Annotated in this window: 14 protein-coding genes and 1 tRNA gene; 4 read left to right on the top strand and 11 right to left on the bottom strand. The window is 59.8% G+C overall.

Features of this window, described 5'->3' with window-relative positions:
- Positions 1-3 precede the first annotated feature (3 nt).
- The 7 genes from AWB64_RS13565 to AWB64_RS13595 form a co-directional block, all read right to left on the bottom strand.
- A complete protein-coding gene (locus tag AWB64_RS13565; RefSeq protein WP_060819715.1) occupies positions 4-441 on the bottom strand; it encodes an acyl-CoA thioesterase in 438 nt (145 codons plus the stop codon).
- Positions 442-444: 3 nt separating this feature from the next.
- Positions 445-1,599: a 4-hydroxybutyrate dehydrogenase gene (gene gbd / locus AWB64_RS13570; protein WP_060819717.1), complete on the bottom strand. Its 1,155-nt coding sequence runs from the start codon at positions 1,597-1,599 to the stop codon at positions 445-447.
- Between the two features lie 111 nt (positions 1,600-1,710).
- Positions 1,711-2,241 carry an NUDIX domain-containing protein gene (locus AWB64_RS13575; RefSeq protein WP_060819719.1) on the bottom strand — a complete coding sequence of 177 codons (531 nt, stop codon included), beginning with the start codon at positions 2,239-2,241 and terminating at the stop codon, positions 1,711-1,713.
- 25 nt (positions 2,242-2,266) lie between these two features.
- The gene (locus AWB64_RS13580) at positions 2,267-3,301 is read right to left on the bottom strand and encodes a threonine aldolase family protein (RefSeq protein WP_060819720.1); all 1,035 of its coding nucleotides are present in this window, start codon (positions 3,299-3,301) and stop codon (positions 2,267-2,269) included.
- Between the two features lie 132 nt (positions 3,302-3,433).
- Positions 3,434-3,631: a hypothetical protein gene (locus AWB64_RS13585; protein WP_374728625.1), complete on the bottom strand. Its 198-nt coding sequence runs from the start codon at positions 3,629-3,631 to the stop codon at positions 3,434-3,436.
- Positions 3,632-3,831: 200 nt separating this feature from the next.
- Complete coding sequence (gene alaS, locus AWB64_RS13590; protein WP_060819722.1) at positions 3,832-6,456, bottom strand: alanine--tRNA ligase; 2,625 nt, start codon at positions 6,454-6,456, stop codon at positions 3,832-3,834.
- Positions 6,457-6,940: 484 nt separating this feature from the next.
- Entirely contained in the window at positions 6,941-7,150 is a 210-nt protein-coding gene (locus AWB64_RS13595; protein ID WP_060819724.1) for a hypothetical protein, read from the bottom strand.
- Positions 7,151-7,489: 339 nt separating this feature from the next.
- Here AWB64_RS13595 and AWB64_RS13600 point away from each other — a divergent pair, with 339 nt between their 5' ends.
- Together AWB64_RS13600 and AWB64_RS13605 are read left to right on the top strand one after the other, a co-directional pair.
- Positions 7,490-9,199, top strand: coding sequence for a glutamine--tRNA ligase/YqeY domain fusion protein (locus tag AWB64_RS13600; RefSeq protein ID WP_060819725.1), 1,710 nt, complete (start codon positions 7,490-7,492; stop codon positions 9,197-9,199).
- 116 nt (positions 9,200-9,315) lie between these two features.
- Positions 9,316-10,191 carry a transporter substrate-binding domain-containing protein gene (locus AWB64_RS13605; protein WP_374728626.1) on the top strand — a complete coding sequence of 292 codons (876 nt, stop codon included), beginning with the start codon at positions 9,316-9,318 and terminating at the stop codon, positions 10,189-10,191.
- Positions 10,192-10,208: 17 nt separating this feature from the next.
- Here the strand turns inward: AWB64_RS13605 and AWB64_RS13610 are convergent, their stop codons facing one another.
- The 4 genes from AWB64_RS13610 to AWB64_RS13630 form a co-directional block, all read right to left on the bottom strand.
- Positions 10,209-10,661: an NUDIX domain-containing protein gene (locus AWB64_RS13610; protein WP_060819727.1), complete on the bottom strand. Its 453-nt coding sequence runs from the start codon at positions 10,659-10,661 to the stop codon at positions 10,209-10,211.
- A 60-nt stretch (positions 10,662-10,721) separates the two neighbouring features.
- Positions 10,722-11,135, bottom strand: a complete 414-nt coding sequence (locus AWB64_RS13615; RefSeq protein ID WP_374728622.1) for an RT0821/Lpp0805 family surface protein — start codon at positions 11,133-11,135, stop codon at positions 10,722-10,724.
- Positions 11,136-11,726: 591 nt separating this feature from the next.
- Positions 11,727-11,803 (bottom strand) — tRNA-Arg (locus AWB64_RS13625).
- 88 nt (positions 11,804-11,891) lie between these two features.
- Positions 11,892-12,722 carry an undecaprenyl-diphosphate phosphatase gene (locus AWB64_RS13630; protein ID WP_060856142.1) on the bottom strand — a complete coding sequence of 277 codons (831 nt, stop codon included), beginning with the start codon at positions 12,720-12,722 and terminating at the stop codon, positions 11,892-11,894.
- Between the two features lie 533 nt (positions 12,723-13,255).
- On the opposite strand from AWB64_RS13630, the gene AWB64_RS13635 reads away from it, so the two are divergent.
- Positions 13,256-14,158: an aldose epimerase family protein gene (locus AWB64_RS13635; RefSeq protein WP_060819730.1), complete on the top strand. Its 903-nt coding sequence runs from the start codon at positions 13,256-13,258 to the stop codon at positions 14,156-14,158.
- A 147-nt stretch (positions 14,159-14,305) separates the two neighbouring features.
- The gene (locus AWB64_RS13640) at positions 14,306-15,016 is read left to right on the top strand and encodes a peptidoglycan DD-metalloendopeptidase family protein (protein ID WP_060819732.1); all 711 of its coding nucleotides are present in this window, start codon (positions 14,306-14,308) and stop codon (positions 15,014-15,016) included.
- The last annotated feature ends 16 nt before the right edge of the window (positions 15,017-15,032 follow it).

Raw genomic sequence — 15,032 nt, forward strand, 5'->3', positions numbered from 1 at the left:
CGCCTAGCCTGTCACGAGCGGCTCGAGCGCGGCCACGAGCGCGTCGGGCAGCGGCACCGGACGGCGCGTATCGCGATCCACATAGACATGCACGAAATGCCCTTGCGCCGCGGGTTGATCGGACCCGGCGCTGAAGATGCCGACTTCGTACCGCACGCTCGTCGTACCGAGCCGAGCAACGCGAAGACCTGCATCGATACGCTCGGGAAACGCCAGCGATGCAAAGTAGCTGCAATGCGTCTCGACCACAAGGCCGATGGTCTTGCCGGACTCCGGATCAAGCGCACCCTTGCGGATCAGATACTCGTTCACCACGGTATCGAAGTAGCTGTAGTACACCACGTTGTTCACGTGGCCGTAGAGGTCGTTATCGGACCAGCGCGTGTTGATGGGCAGGAAGTGCGGATAGGCCGCGCGCGTTGCAGGTACAGGCCGGCTCATGGATCAGAACGACTCCTTGAGCATGCGCCGATAATCCTCCGCGCTCGCTTCGCGCGGATTCGTCTTGTGGCAATGATCGGCGAGCGCGCCCTGAATGATCTTGTCGAACATGCTTTCTTCCACGCCCATTTGCGACAGGCGCGTCGGCAAGCCGAGGCGTTCCGTCATGTCGTGAAGCGCCTGGGCAAGGTCTGCATCGGCGGGAAGATTCATCACGCGGCGCATGCGCGCAAAACGCTTGTCAGCGACCACGCTCGGCGCGCTTTCGTTAAAGCGCAGCACGGCCGGAAGAACCACCGCGTTCAGCGTGCCGTGATGCAGGCCGGTGCGGCCGTTTATGACCAGCCCGCCCATTGGGTGCGAGAGCGAATGCACGCATCCCAAGCCCTTCTGGAACGCCATCGCGCCCTGCATGGACGCGCTCATCATGTTGAGCCGCGCATCGCGGTCCTGGCCGTCGTGCGTCGCTTTTTCTATATTCGCCCATGCCCGTTCAAGCCCGTCGAGCGCAATGCCGTCGGCCGGCGGATTGAACGCGGAGCCAAGAAACGTTTCGATGCAATGCGCGATCGCGTCCATGCCGGTCGCCGCCGTCAGCATGGGCGGCAAACCCAGCGTCAGGGATGGATCGCAGATCGCCGACTTCGGCAGCAGATGCCACGAATGAAAGCCGAGCTTGCGGCCGTCTTCCAGAATGATGATCGCGCCGCGCGCTACTTCGCTGCCAGTGCCCGATGTAGTCGGCACGGCAATCAGCGGCGCGGCTTGCGACGTGATCTTGTTGCTGCCGCCTTCAATGGTCGCGTATTCGGTGAGCGTGCCGGGATGTGTTGCTGCAATCGCCACGCCCTTCGCCAGGTCGATTGACGAACCCCCGCCCACCGCGATCAGGCCGTCGCAGCCTTCGCTCTTGTAGAGCGCGGCGGCTTTCATCACCACGGCTTCAGTCGGATTCGACGGCGTCTCGTCGAAAATGGGAACAGCGCCAGCGTCGAGAGTCATCGCCTGAACGGTCTGCGAAACCAGTCCCGCCGCGAGCACACCCTTGTCCGTGATGATCAGCGGCCGCTTGATGTCAATGCGCGCGCACTCGCCGTCGAGCGACGCCAGCGCGTCGAAACCAAGATGGATATGCGTGAGATAAAAGATGAAAGCCATGACGTGTCCCCGTTGTAGTCTGCGTCAGGCATGTTAGGAGTGCCGCGAGAGTCAGTCAATCGCGTCCGTCAATGGCACGAAATGTCACGTTTTCAGGCTCACCGGCCGCACTTACTGCCCCGGCCGGTCCACATATTCCACCGCCAGCCCGCGCCGGCGCATCCATTGCGCCACCGCGTGGCCGGTTCCCGCGCGCCACGGCCTCAGGTTCGCCGGCTCGACCAGCCGGTATTCGAGCAATTCCGGCGAAAGCGAGATCGTCCCGTTCGCCTTCACGTGATAAGCAATGATCAGCTCGTTCTTGCGGATGAACTCATATACGCCAACCAGTTCCACCGATTCCGCGACCAGCGAGGTTTCTTCGAGCACTTCCCGCGCGATGCCCTCTTCCGGCGTCTCGCCGTTTTCGAGAAAGCCCGTGATCAGCGCGAACATGCCCTCGACCCACGCCGCGTTGCGCGCGAGCAGGATCTTGCCCTCGTATTCCACGATCGCCGCAACGACCGGTAATGGGTTATTCCAGTGAACGAAACCGCATTCCGGGTCCGGACACGCAAGCCGCACACGACCGCCCTCATGCGCGACATCGGCACGTTCGACCAGCTTATTCGCGTCGCGCGGACAGAATTGGTATTCGATCATGTTGGAATTCCGTGAGTTCGAGAGGTCAGCGGGCGGCGCACAGCGCGCGGATTTCGTCCGTGAATTGTTCCACCGTCTCGGCCAGCGTGTCCCATGCGCACATCAGCCGGCAGCCGCCCGAGCCGATGAACTGATAGAACTTCCAGCCCTTCGCGCGCAGCGCCTGCGCCACGTGCGGCGGCAGTTCCGCGAAAACGGCGTTGGCTTGCGGCTTGAACATCACCTTCACGCCATCTATGCCGGCAAGCCGTTCGGCCATCAACTGGGCCATCGCGTTGGCATGTTTCGCGTTGCGCAGCCAGACATCGTTGTTCAGAAGTCCCAGCCAGGGTGCGGAAATAAAGCGCATCTTCGACGCCAGTTGCCCCGCCTGCTTGAGCCTGTAAGCGAAATCGACGGCCAGTGTCTTGTCGAAGAAAATCACCGCCTCGCCGACCGGCAAGCCGTTTTTCGTGCCGCCAAAACACAGCACGTCCACGCCCGCGCGCCACGTGATTTCGGACGGATGCACGTTGAGCGACGCCACCGCGTTCGCAAACCGCGCGCCATCCATGTGCACTTTCAAGTGCCGGCGCTTGGCAATGGCTGCAATCGCGCGAATTTCCTCGACGCTATAAACGGTGCCCACTTCGGTGGATTGCGTGAGCGTGACGACCTTGGGCTTCGGATAATGGATATCCGCGCGCCGCGTCACGATTGTTTCGATGGCATCGGGCGTCAGCTTTCCATCTATACCCGGCGCCGTCAGCAGCTTCGAGCCGCCCGAGAAAAATTCGGGGCCGCCGCATTCGTCGGTTTCTATGTGCGCCAGTTCGTGGCAAATCAGCGAGTGATACGACTGGCAGAGAGAGGCCAGCGCCAGCGAATTGGCGGCCGTGCCGTTGAAGACGAAGAACACTTCGCAATCGGTCTGGAACAGGTCGCGGATGCGATCGCACACGCCTTGAGTCCAGGAATCGTCGCCATAAGCCGGCTCGTGGCCGCTGTTATTGGCTTCTATAAGCGCTGCCAGTGCTTCCGGGCAAATGCCGGCGTAATTGTCGGAGGCGAAATGTTGCATGCGGTCGGGAGGCAGGGCGATGTGGAGGTGGCCATCATTTTAGCGGTTCGCGTCCGAATTCGCGGGAACGCCATTAAGACGCTGCCGCGAGTTTCATTGCCCGGGCCTAAGACCTATGCGGACTGTTCCGACTTACTTTTCGGCCGGTTGGCTTGCCGCCGCGGCCTGCTGCGCCTGCTTGTCCTTCTTGTTCGCCTCGTGATGGCCGATCGCGCAACCGCCAGCCGCGCCCACCGCGCCGTGCTTGCCTGCTACGTGACCCGCCACGCCGCCGACTGCCGCGCCTTCCAGACATCCCTTGGCATACACCGCGCCGGTTGCGAACAGCATCGAGGATGCAAGTGCGAGCGTGACAAATTTCCGATTCATGAATGTGATCCTTTTATAGTCGATGCGCTGGACTTCGTGTCCGCGCTGACCCAGGAATCCGCAAGGTGCGTACCTGTCGATCTGCTTGCAACGGACGATTGAGATGAAAAAGCCCGCCGTGCTGCACACACGGCGGGCTTGCTGACATCGTTGACGATTGCTTAGAGCTTCGCCTTGACCCACTCGTTGACGCCGGCGAGCGCCGCCGCAAGATTCTGCGGCTCGGTGCCGCCGGCCTGCGCCATATCCGGCCGCCCACCGCCCTTGCCGCCGACCTGCTGCGCGACAAAATTCACGAGTTCGCCCGCCTTCACCTTCTTCGATGCCTCCGCCGTCACGCCCGCAATCAGGCTGACCTTGTTGCCATCGACGGCAGCGAGCACGATCGCCGCATTCTTCAGCTTGTCCTTCAATTTATCGACGGTTTCGCGCAGCGTCTTGCCATCCGCGCCCGGCAATTGCGCAGCCAGCACATGCACGCCGCCGATCTCGACCGCTTGCGACACGAGTTCGTCGCCCTGGCTCGACGCCAGCTTCGACTTCAGCGCGCCAAGTTCCTTTTCCAGCGACTTCACGTGTTCCTGAACCTGCGTGATGCGCTGGGTCAGTTCCGACGGCTGCGCCTTCAATGCCGCCGATGCCGCGTTGATGCGCGCGTCGAGTTCCTGCACAAAACGCACGGCGTTGTCGCCGGTAATGGCTTCCACGCGACGAATTCCCGCCGCCACGCCGCCTTCCATCACGATCTTGAACAGGCCGATATCGCCCGTGCGATTCACGTGCGTACCGCCGCACAATTCGCGCGAGAAGCCAAGGTCGAGCACGCGCACTTCGTCGCCGTATTTCTCGCCGAAGAGCGCCATTGCGCCGCCCTTCACGGCTTCGTCGTAGGGCATCACGCGCACGATGCCCGGCGCATTCGCCAGCACTTCGGCATTCACGATTTCTTCCACGCGGCGAATCTGCTCGTCCGTCATGGGCGCGTTGTGCGCGAAGTCGAAGCGGGTCTTGTCGGGATCGACCAGCGAACCCTTTTGCTGCACGTGGCTGCCGAGCACCTCGCGCAGCGCCTTGTGCATCAGGTGCGTCGCCGAGTGATTGCGCGCCGTGCGAAGACGCCGGACCGTATCGATCTCGGCCTTCACCACGTCGCCCGCTTTCAGCGTGCCCTGCTCGACCGTGCCGTGATGACCGACGACGTCCGATTGCACCTTGAGCGTATCGGCAACGGCAAAACGCACGGCGGCGTTCGCGAGCACACCCTGATCGCCTGCCTGACCGCCCGACTCCGCGTAGAACGGCGTGTGATCGAGCACGACCACGGCTTGCTGCCCGGCCTGCGCTTCTTTCACCGATGCCCCGTCCACATAGATTGCAACGATCCTGGCGTCATCGAAAATCTCGTTTTCGTAGCCGTGGAATGTGGTTTTCTCACCCGCGTATTCCAGACCTTGCGCCGACTTGAACTTGCCAGCCGAGCGCGCCTGTTCGCGCTGACGCGCCATGGCTTCGTCGAAGGCGGCTTCGTCCACGGTGATACCGCGCTCGCGGCACACGTCCGCCGTCAGATCCAGCGGGAAACCGAACGTGTCGTGCAGCTTGAATGCGAGTTCGCCGTCGAGTTGCTTGGAGCCTTTGGCATCGAGTTCGGCCAACGCTGTTTCGAGCATCGACATGCCATGCTCGATGGTCTCGAAGAAGCGCTCTTCTTCCTGTTTCAGCACTTCCGTGACGCGCGTTTGGGCGTCTTTCAACTCTGGGTAGGCCGCTCCCATTTCCTCGACCAGATCGGCCACGAGCTTGTGGAAAAACGCGCTCTTGCGGCCGAGCTTGTAACCGTGACGGATCGCGCGGCGCACGATCCGGCGCAGCACATAACCACGGCCTTCGTTGCCGGGAATGACGCCATCGACAATCAGGAACGAGCACGCGCGGATATGGTCGGCGATGACCTTGAGCGAATTGTTCGTAAGATCCGGCGTGCTGGTTTCGCGGGCTGCAGCCTTGATCAGCGCCTGGAACAGGTCGATTTCATAATTGCTGTGCACATGCTGGAGGACAGCCGCGAGACGTTCGAGACCCATGCCGGTATCCACACTCTGCTTGGGCAGCTTCGTCATGTTGCCCTGAGTGTCGCGATTGAACTGCATGAACACGAGATTCCATATCTCGATAAAGCGGTCTCCGTCCTCTTCGGGCGATCCCGGCGGCCCGCCCCATACTTCCGGGCCGTGGTCGTAGAACACTTCCGAGCACGGGCCGCACGGGCCGGTGTCGCCCATGGTCCAGAAGTTATCCGACGCGTAGCGCGCGCCCTTGTTGTCGCCAATGCGGATGATCCGCTCTTTCGGCACGCCGATTTCATTTTCCCAGATGGCGAAGGCTTCGTCGTCTTCCTGGTAGACCGTGACGGTCAGCTTTTCCGGCGGGAGGCCGTAGACCTTGGTCAGCAATTCCCAGCAATAGTGGATCGCGTCGCGTTTGAAATAATCGCCGAACGAGAAGTTGCCAAGCATTTCGAAAAACGTGTGGTGGCGGGCCGTATAGCCGACGTTTTCGAGGTCGTTGTGCTTGCCGCCTGCGCGTACGCTGCGCTGGGAGGTGGTTGCGCGCGAGTATGGGCGGGTTTCAGTGCCCAGGAACACGTCCTTGAATTGAACCATGCCGGAGTTCGTGAACAGCAACGTAGGATCGTTGCCCGGCACGAGGCTCGACGAGCGGACAATCGTGTGGCCCTTCGATTCAAAAAACTTGAGGAATTTCTCGCGGATGTCGGCGGCTTTCATGGCTTGCGGGTCTGCTGTTTTTTACGGCTCGGCGCGGGGATGGGCTTTGAACTCTGCCAATGCGCGCGGGGCCAGGGGCCTGATTCTGGATTGTCGATTATACGGGAATGGGGCGGGGGAAACGCTGGCGCTGGGAGGGGTTGCGACGGGGTGGTGATGCCGGGTGCCGCTTTTTTGAGTCTTTGCGCATTCCTTGTGCGTTGATATTCTTAGCACTGTTAGCCACTGTCCGTGGCGGGACTTCATTTCTTTTTCCAAACGGCGAAAAAGAAACGAAGCAAAGAAAACGCCTTTCAACCGCTAATTCTTAAGTGCACCAAGCGTGCAGTGATATCTGCTTGGGACTTCAAAAGAACGCTCAGCGCATAACCCGGGACAGCTGAAACCCTTCCCCTCCGTCCACAGATACCCACACGCTTCGCCACCCGTGTTTGTGGCAGCTAATCAAGACGCAGAAGCAGAAAGCCGAAAGAGCGCCGCCTTTTTACCTCACTCCGGCGCCGACCAACCCGCCCGCCGCCGCGCCAGCTACCGTTCCCAACGGGCCGCCCGTCAAAACATAGCCCAACGCGCCGCCCGCTGCAGCCCCAATCCCCGCGTGCGCCTGCGTCCGGCTCATTGCACACCCCGACATCGCCGAAATCATTACCGCAACCGCCGCAACCCGAATCGATACCCGCGTAATCTTTTTCATGATGATGTTTCCTTTTTATTGTCAATGCCGCCCGCCCCAAACCTTTCAATCTAATTGTTTCAGGACGCGAAGCTATCTTAAAATCGTCTCATCATTGCCGACAACGCGATTTACCTCCCGTTACGCCCGATACATCCAGTATTGAAACGCCGTTTGTTCGTGCCGCCGCAATGCGTGTCGCAACCGCGCCGCACATCGCGCGGCAAAATCCCGGCGCGCGCTGCCCCGTCGCGGTTGCTAAGGTAGAATCGTTGGATCAAATCAGTCTTACGAACGCAAGCCGCACGCATCCGCACGCTAGCGCCCTCGTCCGCTTTTCTCGCTCTTCTTCTTTTACGCATGAACACCGATCGCAACGACGCCCCGGCGGTAACCAACTTCATCCGCAATATCATCGACGAAGACAATCGCAACGGCAAATGGTCGCAGCGGGTTGAAACACGCTTCCCGCCCGAGCCGAACGGTTATCTGCATATTGGCCATGCGAAGAGTATTTGCGTCAATTTCGGCATCGCGCGCGACTACGGCGGCGTGTGCCACCTGCGTTTCGACGACACAAACCCGGAAAAGGAAAGCGTCGAATACGTCGAATCCATCATCGACGCCGTCAAGTGGCTCGGCTTCGACTGGCACAAGGACGGCCAGGAATTCCTGTACTTCGCAAGCGACTACTACGACAAACTCTACGAATTCGCCGAACTGCTGATCGAGCGCGGCCAGGCGTACGTAGATAGCCAAACGGCCGAAGAAATGCGCGCGACGCGCGGCTCGGCGCAGGAACCCGGCAAGAATTCTCCGTTCCGCGACCGCTCGCCAGCAGAAAACCTGGACCTGTTCCGCCGCATGAAAGCCGGCGAATTTCAGGAAGGCGAACACGTGCTGCGCGCGAAAATCGACATGGCGTCGCCGAATTTCAACATGCGCGATCCCGTGATTTACCGGATCCGTTTCGCACATCACTATCGGACCGGCGACACGTGGTGCATCTATCCCATGTACGACTACACGCATTGCGTGTCGGACGCGCTTGAAAACATTACGCATTCGCTGTGCACGCTCGAATTCGAAGACCATCGTCCGTTGTACGACTGGTTCCTGAATCAACTCGCCGACGACGGAAAATTCACTCGCCCGTTGCCGCAGCAAATCGAGTTTTCGCGCCTGAACCTGACGTACGCCATCACGAGCAAGCGCAAGCTGCTGCAACTGGTCGCCGAGAATCACGTGGATGGATGGGACGACCCGCGCATGCCGACTATCGTTGGCGTTCGGCGTCGCGGTTTCACGCCGGAAAGCATTCGCCTCATGTGCGATCGCGTGGCCGTGACGAAGGTCGATTCATGGATCGACATGAGCGTGCTGGAAGGCGCGCTACGCGACGATCTCGACGAAAAAGCGCCGCGCGCAATCGCCGTGCTGGACCCGTTGAAGCTGATCATTGACAACTACCCGGAAGGCACGAGCGAAATGTGCAGCGCGCCCGTTCATCCGCATCATCCGGACCGTGGCGTGCGTGAGTTTCCGTTTTCGCGGGACTTGTGGATCGAACGCGAGGACTTTCAGGAAGAACCCAAGAAAGGCTATTTCCGCTTGTTCCCAGGCAACAAGGTGCGGCTCAAATACGGCTTCGTGGTCGAATGCACCGGCGCGGACAAGGACGAAAACGGCAACATCACAGCCGTGCACTGCAATTACTTCCCGGACAGCAAATCGGGTACGGAAGGCGCGAACGCCTACAAGGTCAAGGGCACGATTCACTGGGTCAGCGCAAAAGACGCCTATGAAGCCGAAGTCCGGCTCTACGATCGACTCTTCAAGGAGCCGCAACCGGGAGCCGGCGGCGCTGAATTCCTCGACGCGTTGAATCCGGACTCAAAGCGCATCGTTCGCGCCTATCTCGAGCCGTCCGCGCGCAATGCCAACGCGGAAGATCGATTCCAGTTCGAACGCCATGGTTATTTTGTGGCTGACCGCGTGGATTCGAAGCCGGGTGTTCCGGTGTTCAATCGTATTGTCAGTTTGCGCGATAGCTGGGGCAAACCGGCCTAAAGCCGGTGCGGCGGTTATCAACGAACGCTCACACATTGCCGGAGAACGGATTGAATCGCACCTTGCCACGATTGTCCGTCCGTGCAATGTGCAGGGTGACTGGGTTCGCGCTGCTGATGGCGGCGCAGATGGCTTGCGCGAGTCCGGCGGAACAACCTGAGGCGTCGCCCACGTTGCGTAAAATCGCCGAGAACAACAGCATTGTTCTTGGCGTGCGCGAATCGTCGGTACCGTTCTCCTATCTGGATGCAAAGCAGCAGCCTATTGGCTATTCGCAAAGCATCGCGCTCAAGATAGTCGATGAAGTCCGGCGCCGCCTTGGAAAACCGCATCTTGCCGTGAGCACGGTAGTGGTGACTTCCACGAACCGTTTGTCTTACGTGGTCAACCATCAGATCGACCTTGAATGCGGTTCGACCGCTCATATTCGCGATCGTGAACAGCTCGTCGCGTTTTCAAACAGCTTCTTCGACTATGGCATCCGGATGGCGGTGAAGCGCAAGTCCGGCATTCGGAACTACAGTGACCTCGCCGGCAAGACCGTATCCACAACCGCCGGCACGTCCGACGAACAGTTGATCCGCGAACTCTCGCTAAACCAGAAGCTCGATCTGCGAATCATCAGCGCCCGGGATCATGCCGAAGGTTTCAATGCGATAAAGACCGGCCGCGCTGTCGCTTTCGTCATGGATGATCCGCTGCTCTACGGAAAGATCGCGCAAGAAGGCGCAGCGCAACGCGACTACGTGGTCACCGGAGACCCGCTCGCGCATGAAGCGTATGCATGCATCATGCGCAAGGGCGACCCTGTCTTCAAGCAACTGGCCGACGACGTGATTGCCGGCATGCAGCGTTCAGGCGAAGCGGAAAAGCTCTACAACACGTGGTTCATGCAACCCATTCCGCCCGACAACATCAACCTGCGCTTTCCGCTTTCGCAGGAAATGAGAGCGCTGTTCGCGAACCCGAACGACCGCCCATCGGATAATTGAGCGGCGGCATTGGCGGCTCAATCCAGCGTCTGATGCAGTTCCGCGAGCGACAAGGTAGTCTGGAAAAGCCGCGCGAGGCTGCGGCTTGCATATTCATCGACATCAGTCTGCGACACCCAACGGTACGCGTCCATTTCTGGAATCATGGTGCCGTCCCGGCGACGCGGGAAATACGACTCGCAAATGCAGTCCTCCAGCCTCACCTCGGCCTCAGTGACGCGCACGGCAAACAAATGCAGGTCCTTGTCCCGCCGATACACAAAGCGCCCAAGATCCTTTAGCCGCTCGGCAGGCAGCACAATGCCCGTCTCTTCCACGAGCTCGCGCAACGCAGCTTCAACGGGCTCCTCGCCCTCCTCGCCCTGGCCTTTGGGAATGTCCCAGTGCGACGTTTCGGTCGCGTGGCAGAGCAACACATCGCCTTGCGTGTTGAGTATCACGACGCCGCACGAAACCGTCCGCTCAGCCATTCGATGACCTGCCGGATCGAGACCCGACAGGCTGCCTACGAAGCTTTGAATGAAGAACGATCACTGTTTCAGAAGCGCCCAACTGCCGCCATTGGTCTTGCAAACAGTCGGAGCCCAGGTCTGCGTCTGACCCTTGGCGTGCGCGACCATGGTCAGCTTGCGACAGGTACGGTCGCTTTTCTTGTCCGTGTCCGACGGCGTGATCGTACCGTTGATTGCTACCGGATTGCCGGCGCCTTCATTGTTCCAGTCAAACGACTCGCCGTCCTGCTTGGTATCGAGTGCGGTGTGCGCTGCCTTGTTGAGCATTTGAAGATCGCGCTGCTTCATATACGTGATGGGTGTGTTGTTCAGGAACCCGAGGTTCGCCGCCTGCGCTGCGCCACCGCCCAGCAGAACGCAACTCGCGATCAGTGACAACGCCATTTGGGCGGAGATGCGTTTGAGCCCGCGAGTTGACTGTGACATGAACATGAGATGTTCTCCCTCGTTGATATTGGTTGATTTTCTGCGCGGATCGCCATTCGGCATGCAGGGACTGGATGGCGGAGGCCAATCGTCTGGCGTCGAGGATAGCATGAGGCTACACGTGCTCAGCAAGCGCAAAAGCGCGGCCAAATGGCCGTCACGTGTGTATTTCAGAGTTATGCAGGACGATCTCGGACACGTCCGATAGAGCCGGCAAAGGAGCAAAACTAACATCGACGACTTGTCGACTTTTGCTCCTCCCTGTCATGGACACCGTTTTCGCCAGCGCGCTCACGCCCACACTTTATGGATGCCTGTGCATCGCGGTGGTTGCGTGTGCGTTTGTCATGCCAAAGGGTTTGATAGCGGTGGATCGGCTCCTTGCAAGACGACCCGAGCGGTCCGAATGGGCTGACTGGACGCAAGAGCCGCGACATGTCGATGCCATGGAGCCAGCCCTCTGGCCACGCGTCCTCACCGCCATAGGCTGCGCGCTGCTGTTCGCAGCGCTGCTTACGCTTATGTTTTTATGCCAGCAACTTGCGCTGTAACGCGCAGGGCCAACATGAGACGCCGCAGGAAGTGTCGAAATGTTCGTGGTACGGCAGGAGGGACTCGAACCCCCGCCCCTCGGCTTAGAAGGCCGATGCTCTATCCAGCTGAGCTACTGCCGCGTTGCAGACGATCCGCGATTTTACCTCATTGAACGCGCGCGGGGCCCCATTACAGGCCCCGCGTCATTCCGGCTGCATCAGGTCGGCTTCAAACCGGTTGCGGATGCAACATGAACCAGCCAAGGCAGAACGCTCCCGCGATCAGGCAATACACGCCGAAGGCCGCAAGCCGCCCCTTTCCTTCGAAATATCGCATCAGGAAACGCACGCTCAAATACGCGGCAATTCCCGTCAGAACGCCGCCAAGGATGGCATCGGCGAGTTGATCGGGCGCGTGAAAGAGCTTGGGCAATTCGAGTACGCCCGCCGCGAAAATAATCGGCGTGCCGAGCAGGAACGAAAACTCGGCCGCCTTTTCGGCACTCAGGCCCGCACCCACACCCGCGATGATCGTCAAACCGCTACGCGAAAATCCCGGAATCAGCGCGCCAATCTGCGCCAGGCCAACCAGAAAAGCCTGCTTGAACGTCAGATCTTCCGGCGCGCGTTGTGCGCGGGCCCGCGTCAAGCGGTCGCCCAGCCACAGCAGCACACCGTTGACCATCAGCGCGACCGCGACGATCCGAAGGTCATGGAACAGCGCTTCGAGGCGCTTCTCGAGCACCAGGCCCACGATACCCGTAGGAATCGTGCCGATGATCAGCGCCCACATCATGTGACCATCGGCGTTCTGGCGCCCGCGCAGCGATCCAATAAAACCGATCACCAACGCAATCCAGCGCTTGCGGAAATACCACAGCAGCGCCAGCGCCGTACCAAGATGCAATGCGACGAGAAATGGCAGCAACTGAGGCGCATGTTTGTCGATATGCATGCCGATCAAGCCGGGCACGAGAAGGGTATGGCCAAGACTGCTGACCGGAAACAGTTCGGTCACGCCCTGCAGGACGCTCAGGAAAATCAGAAACCACAAAGTCACGCGTCGATCCTCTTTCGTTGTTGGCGACAGGCTAGCGACAAGATCGCAAAGCCGCGGCGGTGCAGCATACGGCACGCAAAACGCGCCGATTATGCCGGTCGCCAAAAGCAGCGCCAAGCATTTGCGTGCGAGATCGCGCAAACGAAAGCTTATTGTTAGATATATGAATTCAAAAAGAAATTAAAAAAGGCTCGTCGATTAAGACGAGCCTTTTTATGCATTCCGACATGACAACGTCACGGTCTTAGCTTGTAGAAGAACAAAGCGGTTCCAGCGCCGAACGTGCCAAAAATAAATACTCCAAACATCATAGCCAGATCCATATCATCCTCGCCGTTCGTAGGATCATCTCAACGATAGGATCGTCAAGGCCACAAAATGTTTCATCCGCGTTACATCGTGTGTTCATTATCGGGGTAATGAAACCGGCTGTGTCAGTCGCAATTTCCCCAAAAGGGTTTCCCCGTAGAATTGAGCGCGAACCACTCATTCTCGCCGCTCTGCTGAACAATCGATCCATGGAGACCGCCCCTATGCCAACGACGCCCGATATCCTGGAAATCAAACGTGACGACGCCGTCCTCGAACTCGCCCCGCACGCCGGCGCACGCCTGATGACGTGGCGCGTAGGCGGCGAGCCGGTTATCTTCTGGCCTGCCGCACCGGACTGGTCCAACTTCGTCAAGATTCGCGGTGGCAATCCCTTGCTGTTCCCGTTTCTCGGCCGCCATTTCGTGGACGGCCAGATTGGCAAGTGGCGCGACCCGGAAGGCGTTGTGCATGACCTCCCCATGCACGGTTTCGCGCGCAATCTGCCGTTCGAGCACAGGAAGGATGCAGACGGGCACGGCGTCCGCATGACGCTTGTCGACAACGACTTCACCCGCCAGGGCTATCCATTCGCATTTCGTTTCGAAGCGGCATACCGTCTGGTCGATGGCGTGACGCTCGATGTCGAATTGACGACCTCGAATCCTGGCGAAGTGCCGCTGCCCTATTATTCCGGCCACCATTTTTACTTCGCGCTGCCGCACGATCAGCGAGGCATCAGCAGCATCGAACTGCCGCGCACGGAAATGCGCCGGCAACGCGATGACGGCTCGATCAGCGAGCCGGAAGCCGGCAAGATGCTTTACGGAATCGATGACCCCGCCATTCTCGACCGTTTCCACTGCTTTACGGGTCCGTCCGACCAACCGGTGCGGCTCGTGACGCCGGGACTGAAACGCGCGGTGAATTTCGACCTTCAACGTCCTGACTCGGTGCCCTGGTATGCAGTGACGACGTGGACCGAAGCGCCGGCGTCGGATTTTTATTGCGTGGAGCCGTGGGTCGGTCTGCCGGACGCCATACACAACGGCCACGGGCTGCGCTGGCTTGCGCCGGGAAAGACTGAGACGGCAGCGCTCAGGCTGACCATTTCCCCAGCGTCCTGACCACAACAAACGCAACGGACACGGGATTGCACACGCGCTTCTGAGTGCGGCAGCGCGAGGACGTTAAAATCATATCTTTCGACGTTATGCGTTTTGTTTGTCCGCCGTGGCTCTTCGGGTTGTGCGGCGTTTTGCGAGGTTCTGAGTTTGACAAAAATAATTCGACGGCTGGCCTGCGCGACCTTGGTCGCAGTGCTCGCCGCGTGTGGCTCCGCACCTGTCGGACCGGGGTTTTATCGTGTGGAACGGGGCGACACCGTGTCGAAGATCGCCCGGGCGAACCGGACATCGGTGCAGAATATCGCGCGCTGGAACAATCTCACCGATCCGAACGCTATTGAAGTCGATCAGGTGCTGCGCGTCGCGCCGCCGGCGGGGACCGCTATCGCGTCGTCTTCGTCGTCATCTTCACCTTCTTCCGGCATGGGCGGCGGCGCAAGTTCCGCGGACACGGCGCCGGCTGTCTCCGGCGGCGCGGTCAAACCCGCCACCAGCATTTCGCTGATCTGGCCGGCACAAGGGGCGGTGATTCGCGGATTCGACGGCAAGGGTTCAAAGGGTATCGATATCGGCGGAACGCCCGGCGCGCAGATCGTGGCGGCCGCGGCCGGTTCGGTGGTTTATGCGGGAAACGGCTTGCGCGGTTACGGCAATCTGCTGATCGTGAAGCACAACGCCGACTACCTCACCGCTTACGCGCATAACCGCGCGCTGCTCGTGAAGGAAGGCCAGAGCGTCACGCAAGGCCAGCCCATCGCGGAAATGGGCGATAGCGACACAAACCGCGTGATGCTGCACTTCGAATTGCGCTACAAGGGTAGTTCGATCGATCCGTCGCGCTATCTGCCATCCCGATAGATACATCGGCGCAACG

Source organism: Caballeronia sordidicola (genome assembly GCF_001544455.2).
GTDB lineage: Bacteria > Pseudomonadota > Gammaproteobacteria > Burkholderiales > Burkholderiaceae > Caballeronia > Caballeronia sordidicola.

Bases quoted from the DNA above. Each gene is read 5' to 3' on its own strand.
- AWB64_RS13565 (WP_060819715.1), bottom strand. From the start codon at position 441: ATGAGCCGGCCTGTACCTGCAACGCGCGCGGCCTATCCGCACTTCCTG.
- gbd (WP_060819717.1), bottom strand. From the start codon at position 1,599: ATGGCTTTCATCTTTTATCTCACGCATATCCATCTTGGTTTCGACGCG.
- AWB64_RS13575 (WP_060819719.1), bottom strand. From the start codon at position 2,241: ATGATCGAATACCAATTCTGTCCGCGCGACGCGAATAAGCTGGTCGAA.
- AWB64_RS13595 (WP_060819724.1), bottom strand. From the start codon at position 7,150: ATGAAAAAGATTACGCGGGTATCGATTCGGGTTGCGGCGGTTGCGGTA.
- AWB64_RS13580 (WP_060819720.1), bottom strand. From the start codon at position 3,301: ATGCAACATTTCGCCTCCGACAATTACGCCGGCATTTGCCCGGAAGCA.
- alaS (WP_060819722.1), bottom strand. From the start codon at position 6,456: ATGAAAGCCGCCGACATCCGCGAGAAATTCCTCAAGTTTTTTGAATCG.
- AWB64_RS13585 (WP_374728625.1), bottom strand. From the start codon at position 3,631: ATGCTGTTCGCAACCGGCGCGGTGTATGCCAAGGGATGTCTGGAAGGC.
- AWB64_RS13605 (WP_374728626.1), top strand. From the start codon at position 9,316: ATGGCGGCGCAGATGGCTTGCGCGAGTCCGGCGGAACAACCTGAGGCG.
- AWB64_RS13600 (WP_060819725.1), top strand. From the start codon at position 7,490: ATGAACACCGATCGCAACGACGCCCCGGCGGTAACCAACTTCATCCGC.
- AWB64_RS13615 (WP_374728622.1), bottom strand. From the start codon at position 11,135: ATGTTCATGTCACAGTCAACTCGCGGGCTCAAACGCATCTCCGCCCAA.
- AWB64_RS13635 (WP_060819730.1), top strand. From the start codon at position 13,256: ATGCCAACGACGCCCGATATCCTGGAAATCAAACGTGACGACGCCGTC.
- AWB64_RS13610 (WP_060819727.1), bottom strand. From the start codon at position 10,661: ATGGCTGAGCGGACGGTTTCGTGCGGCGTCGTGATACTCAACACGCAA.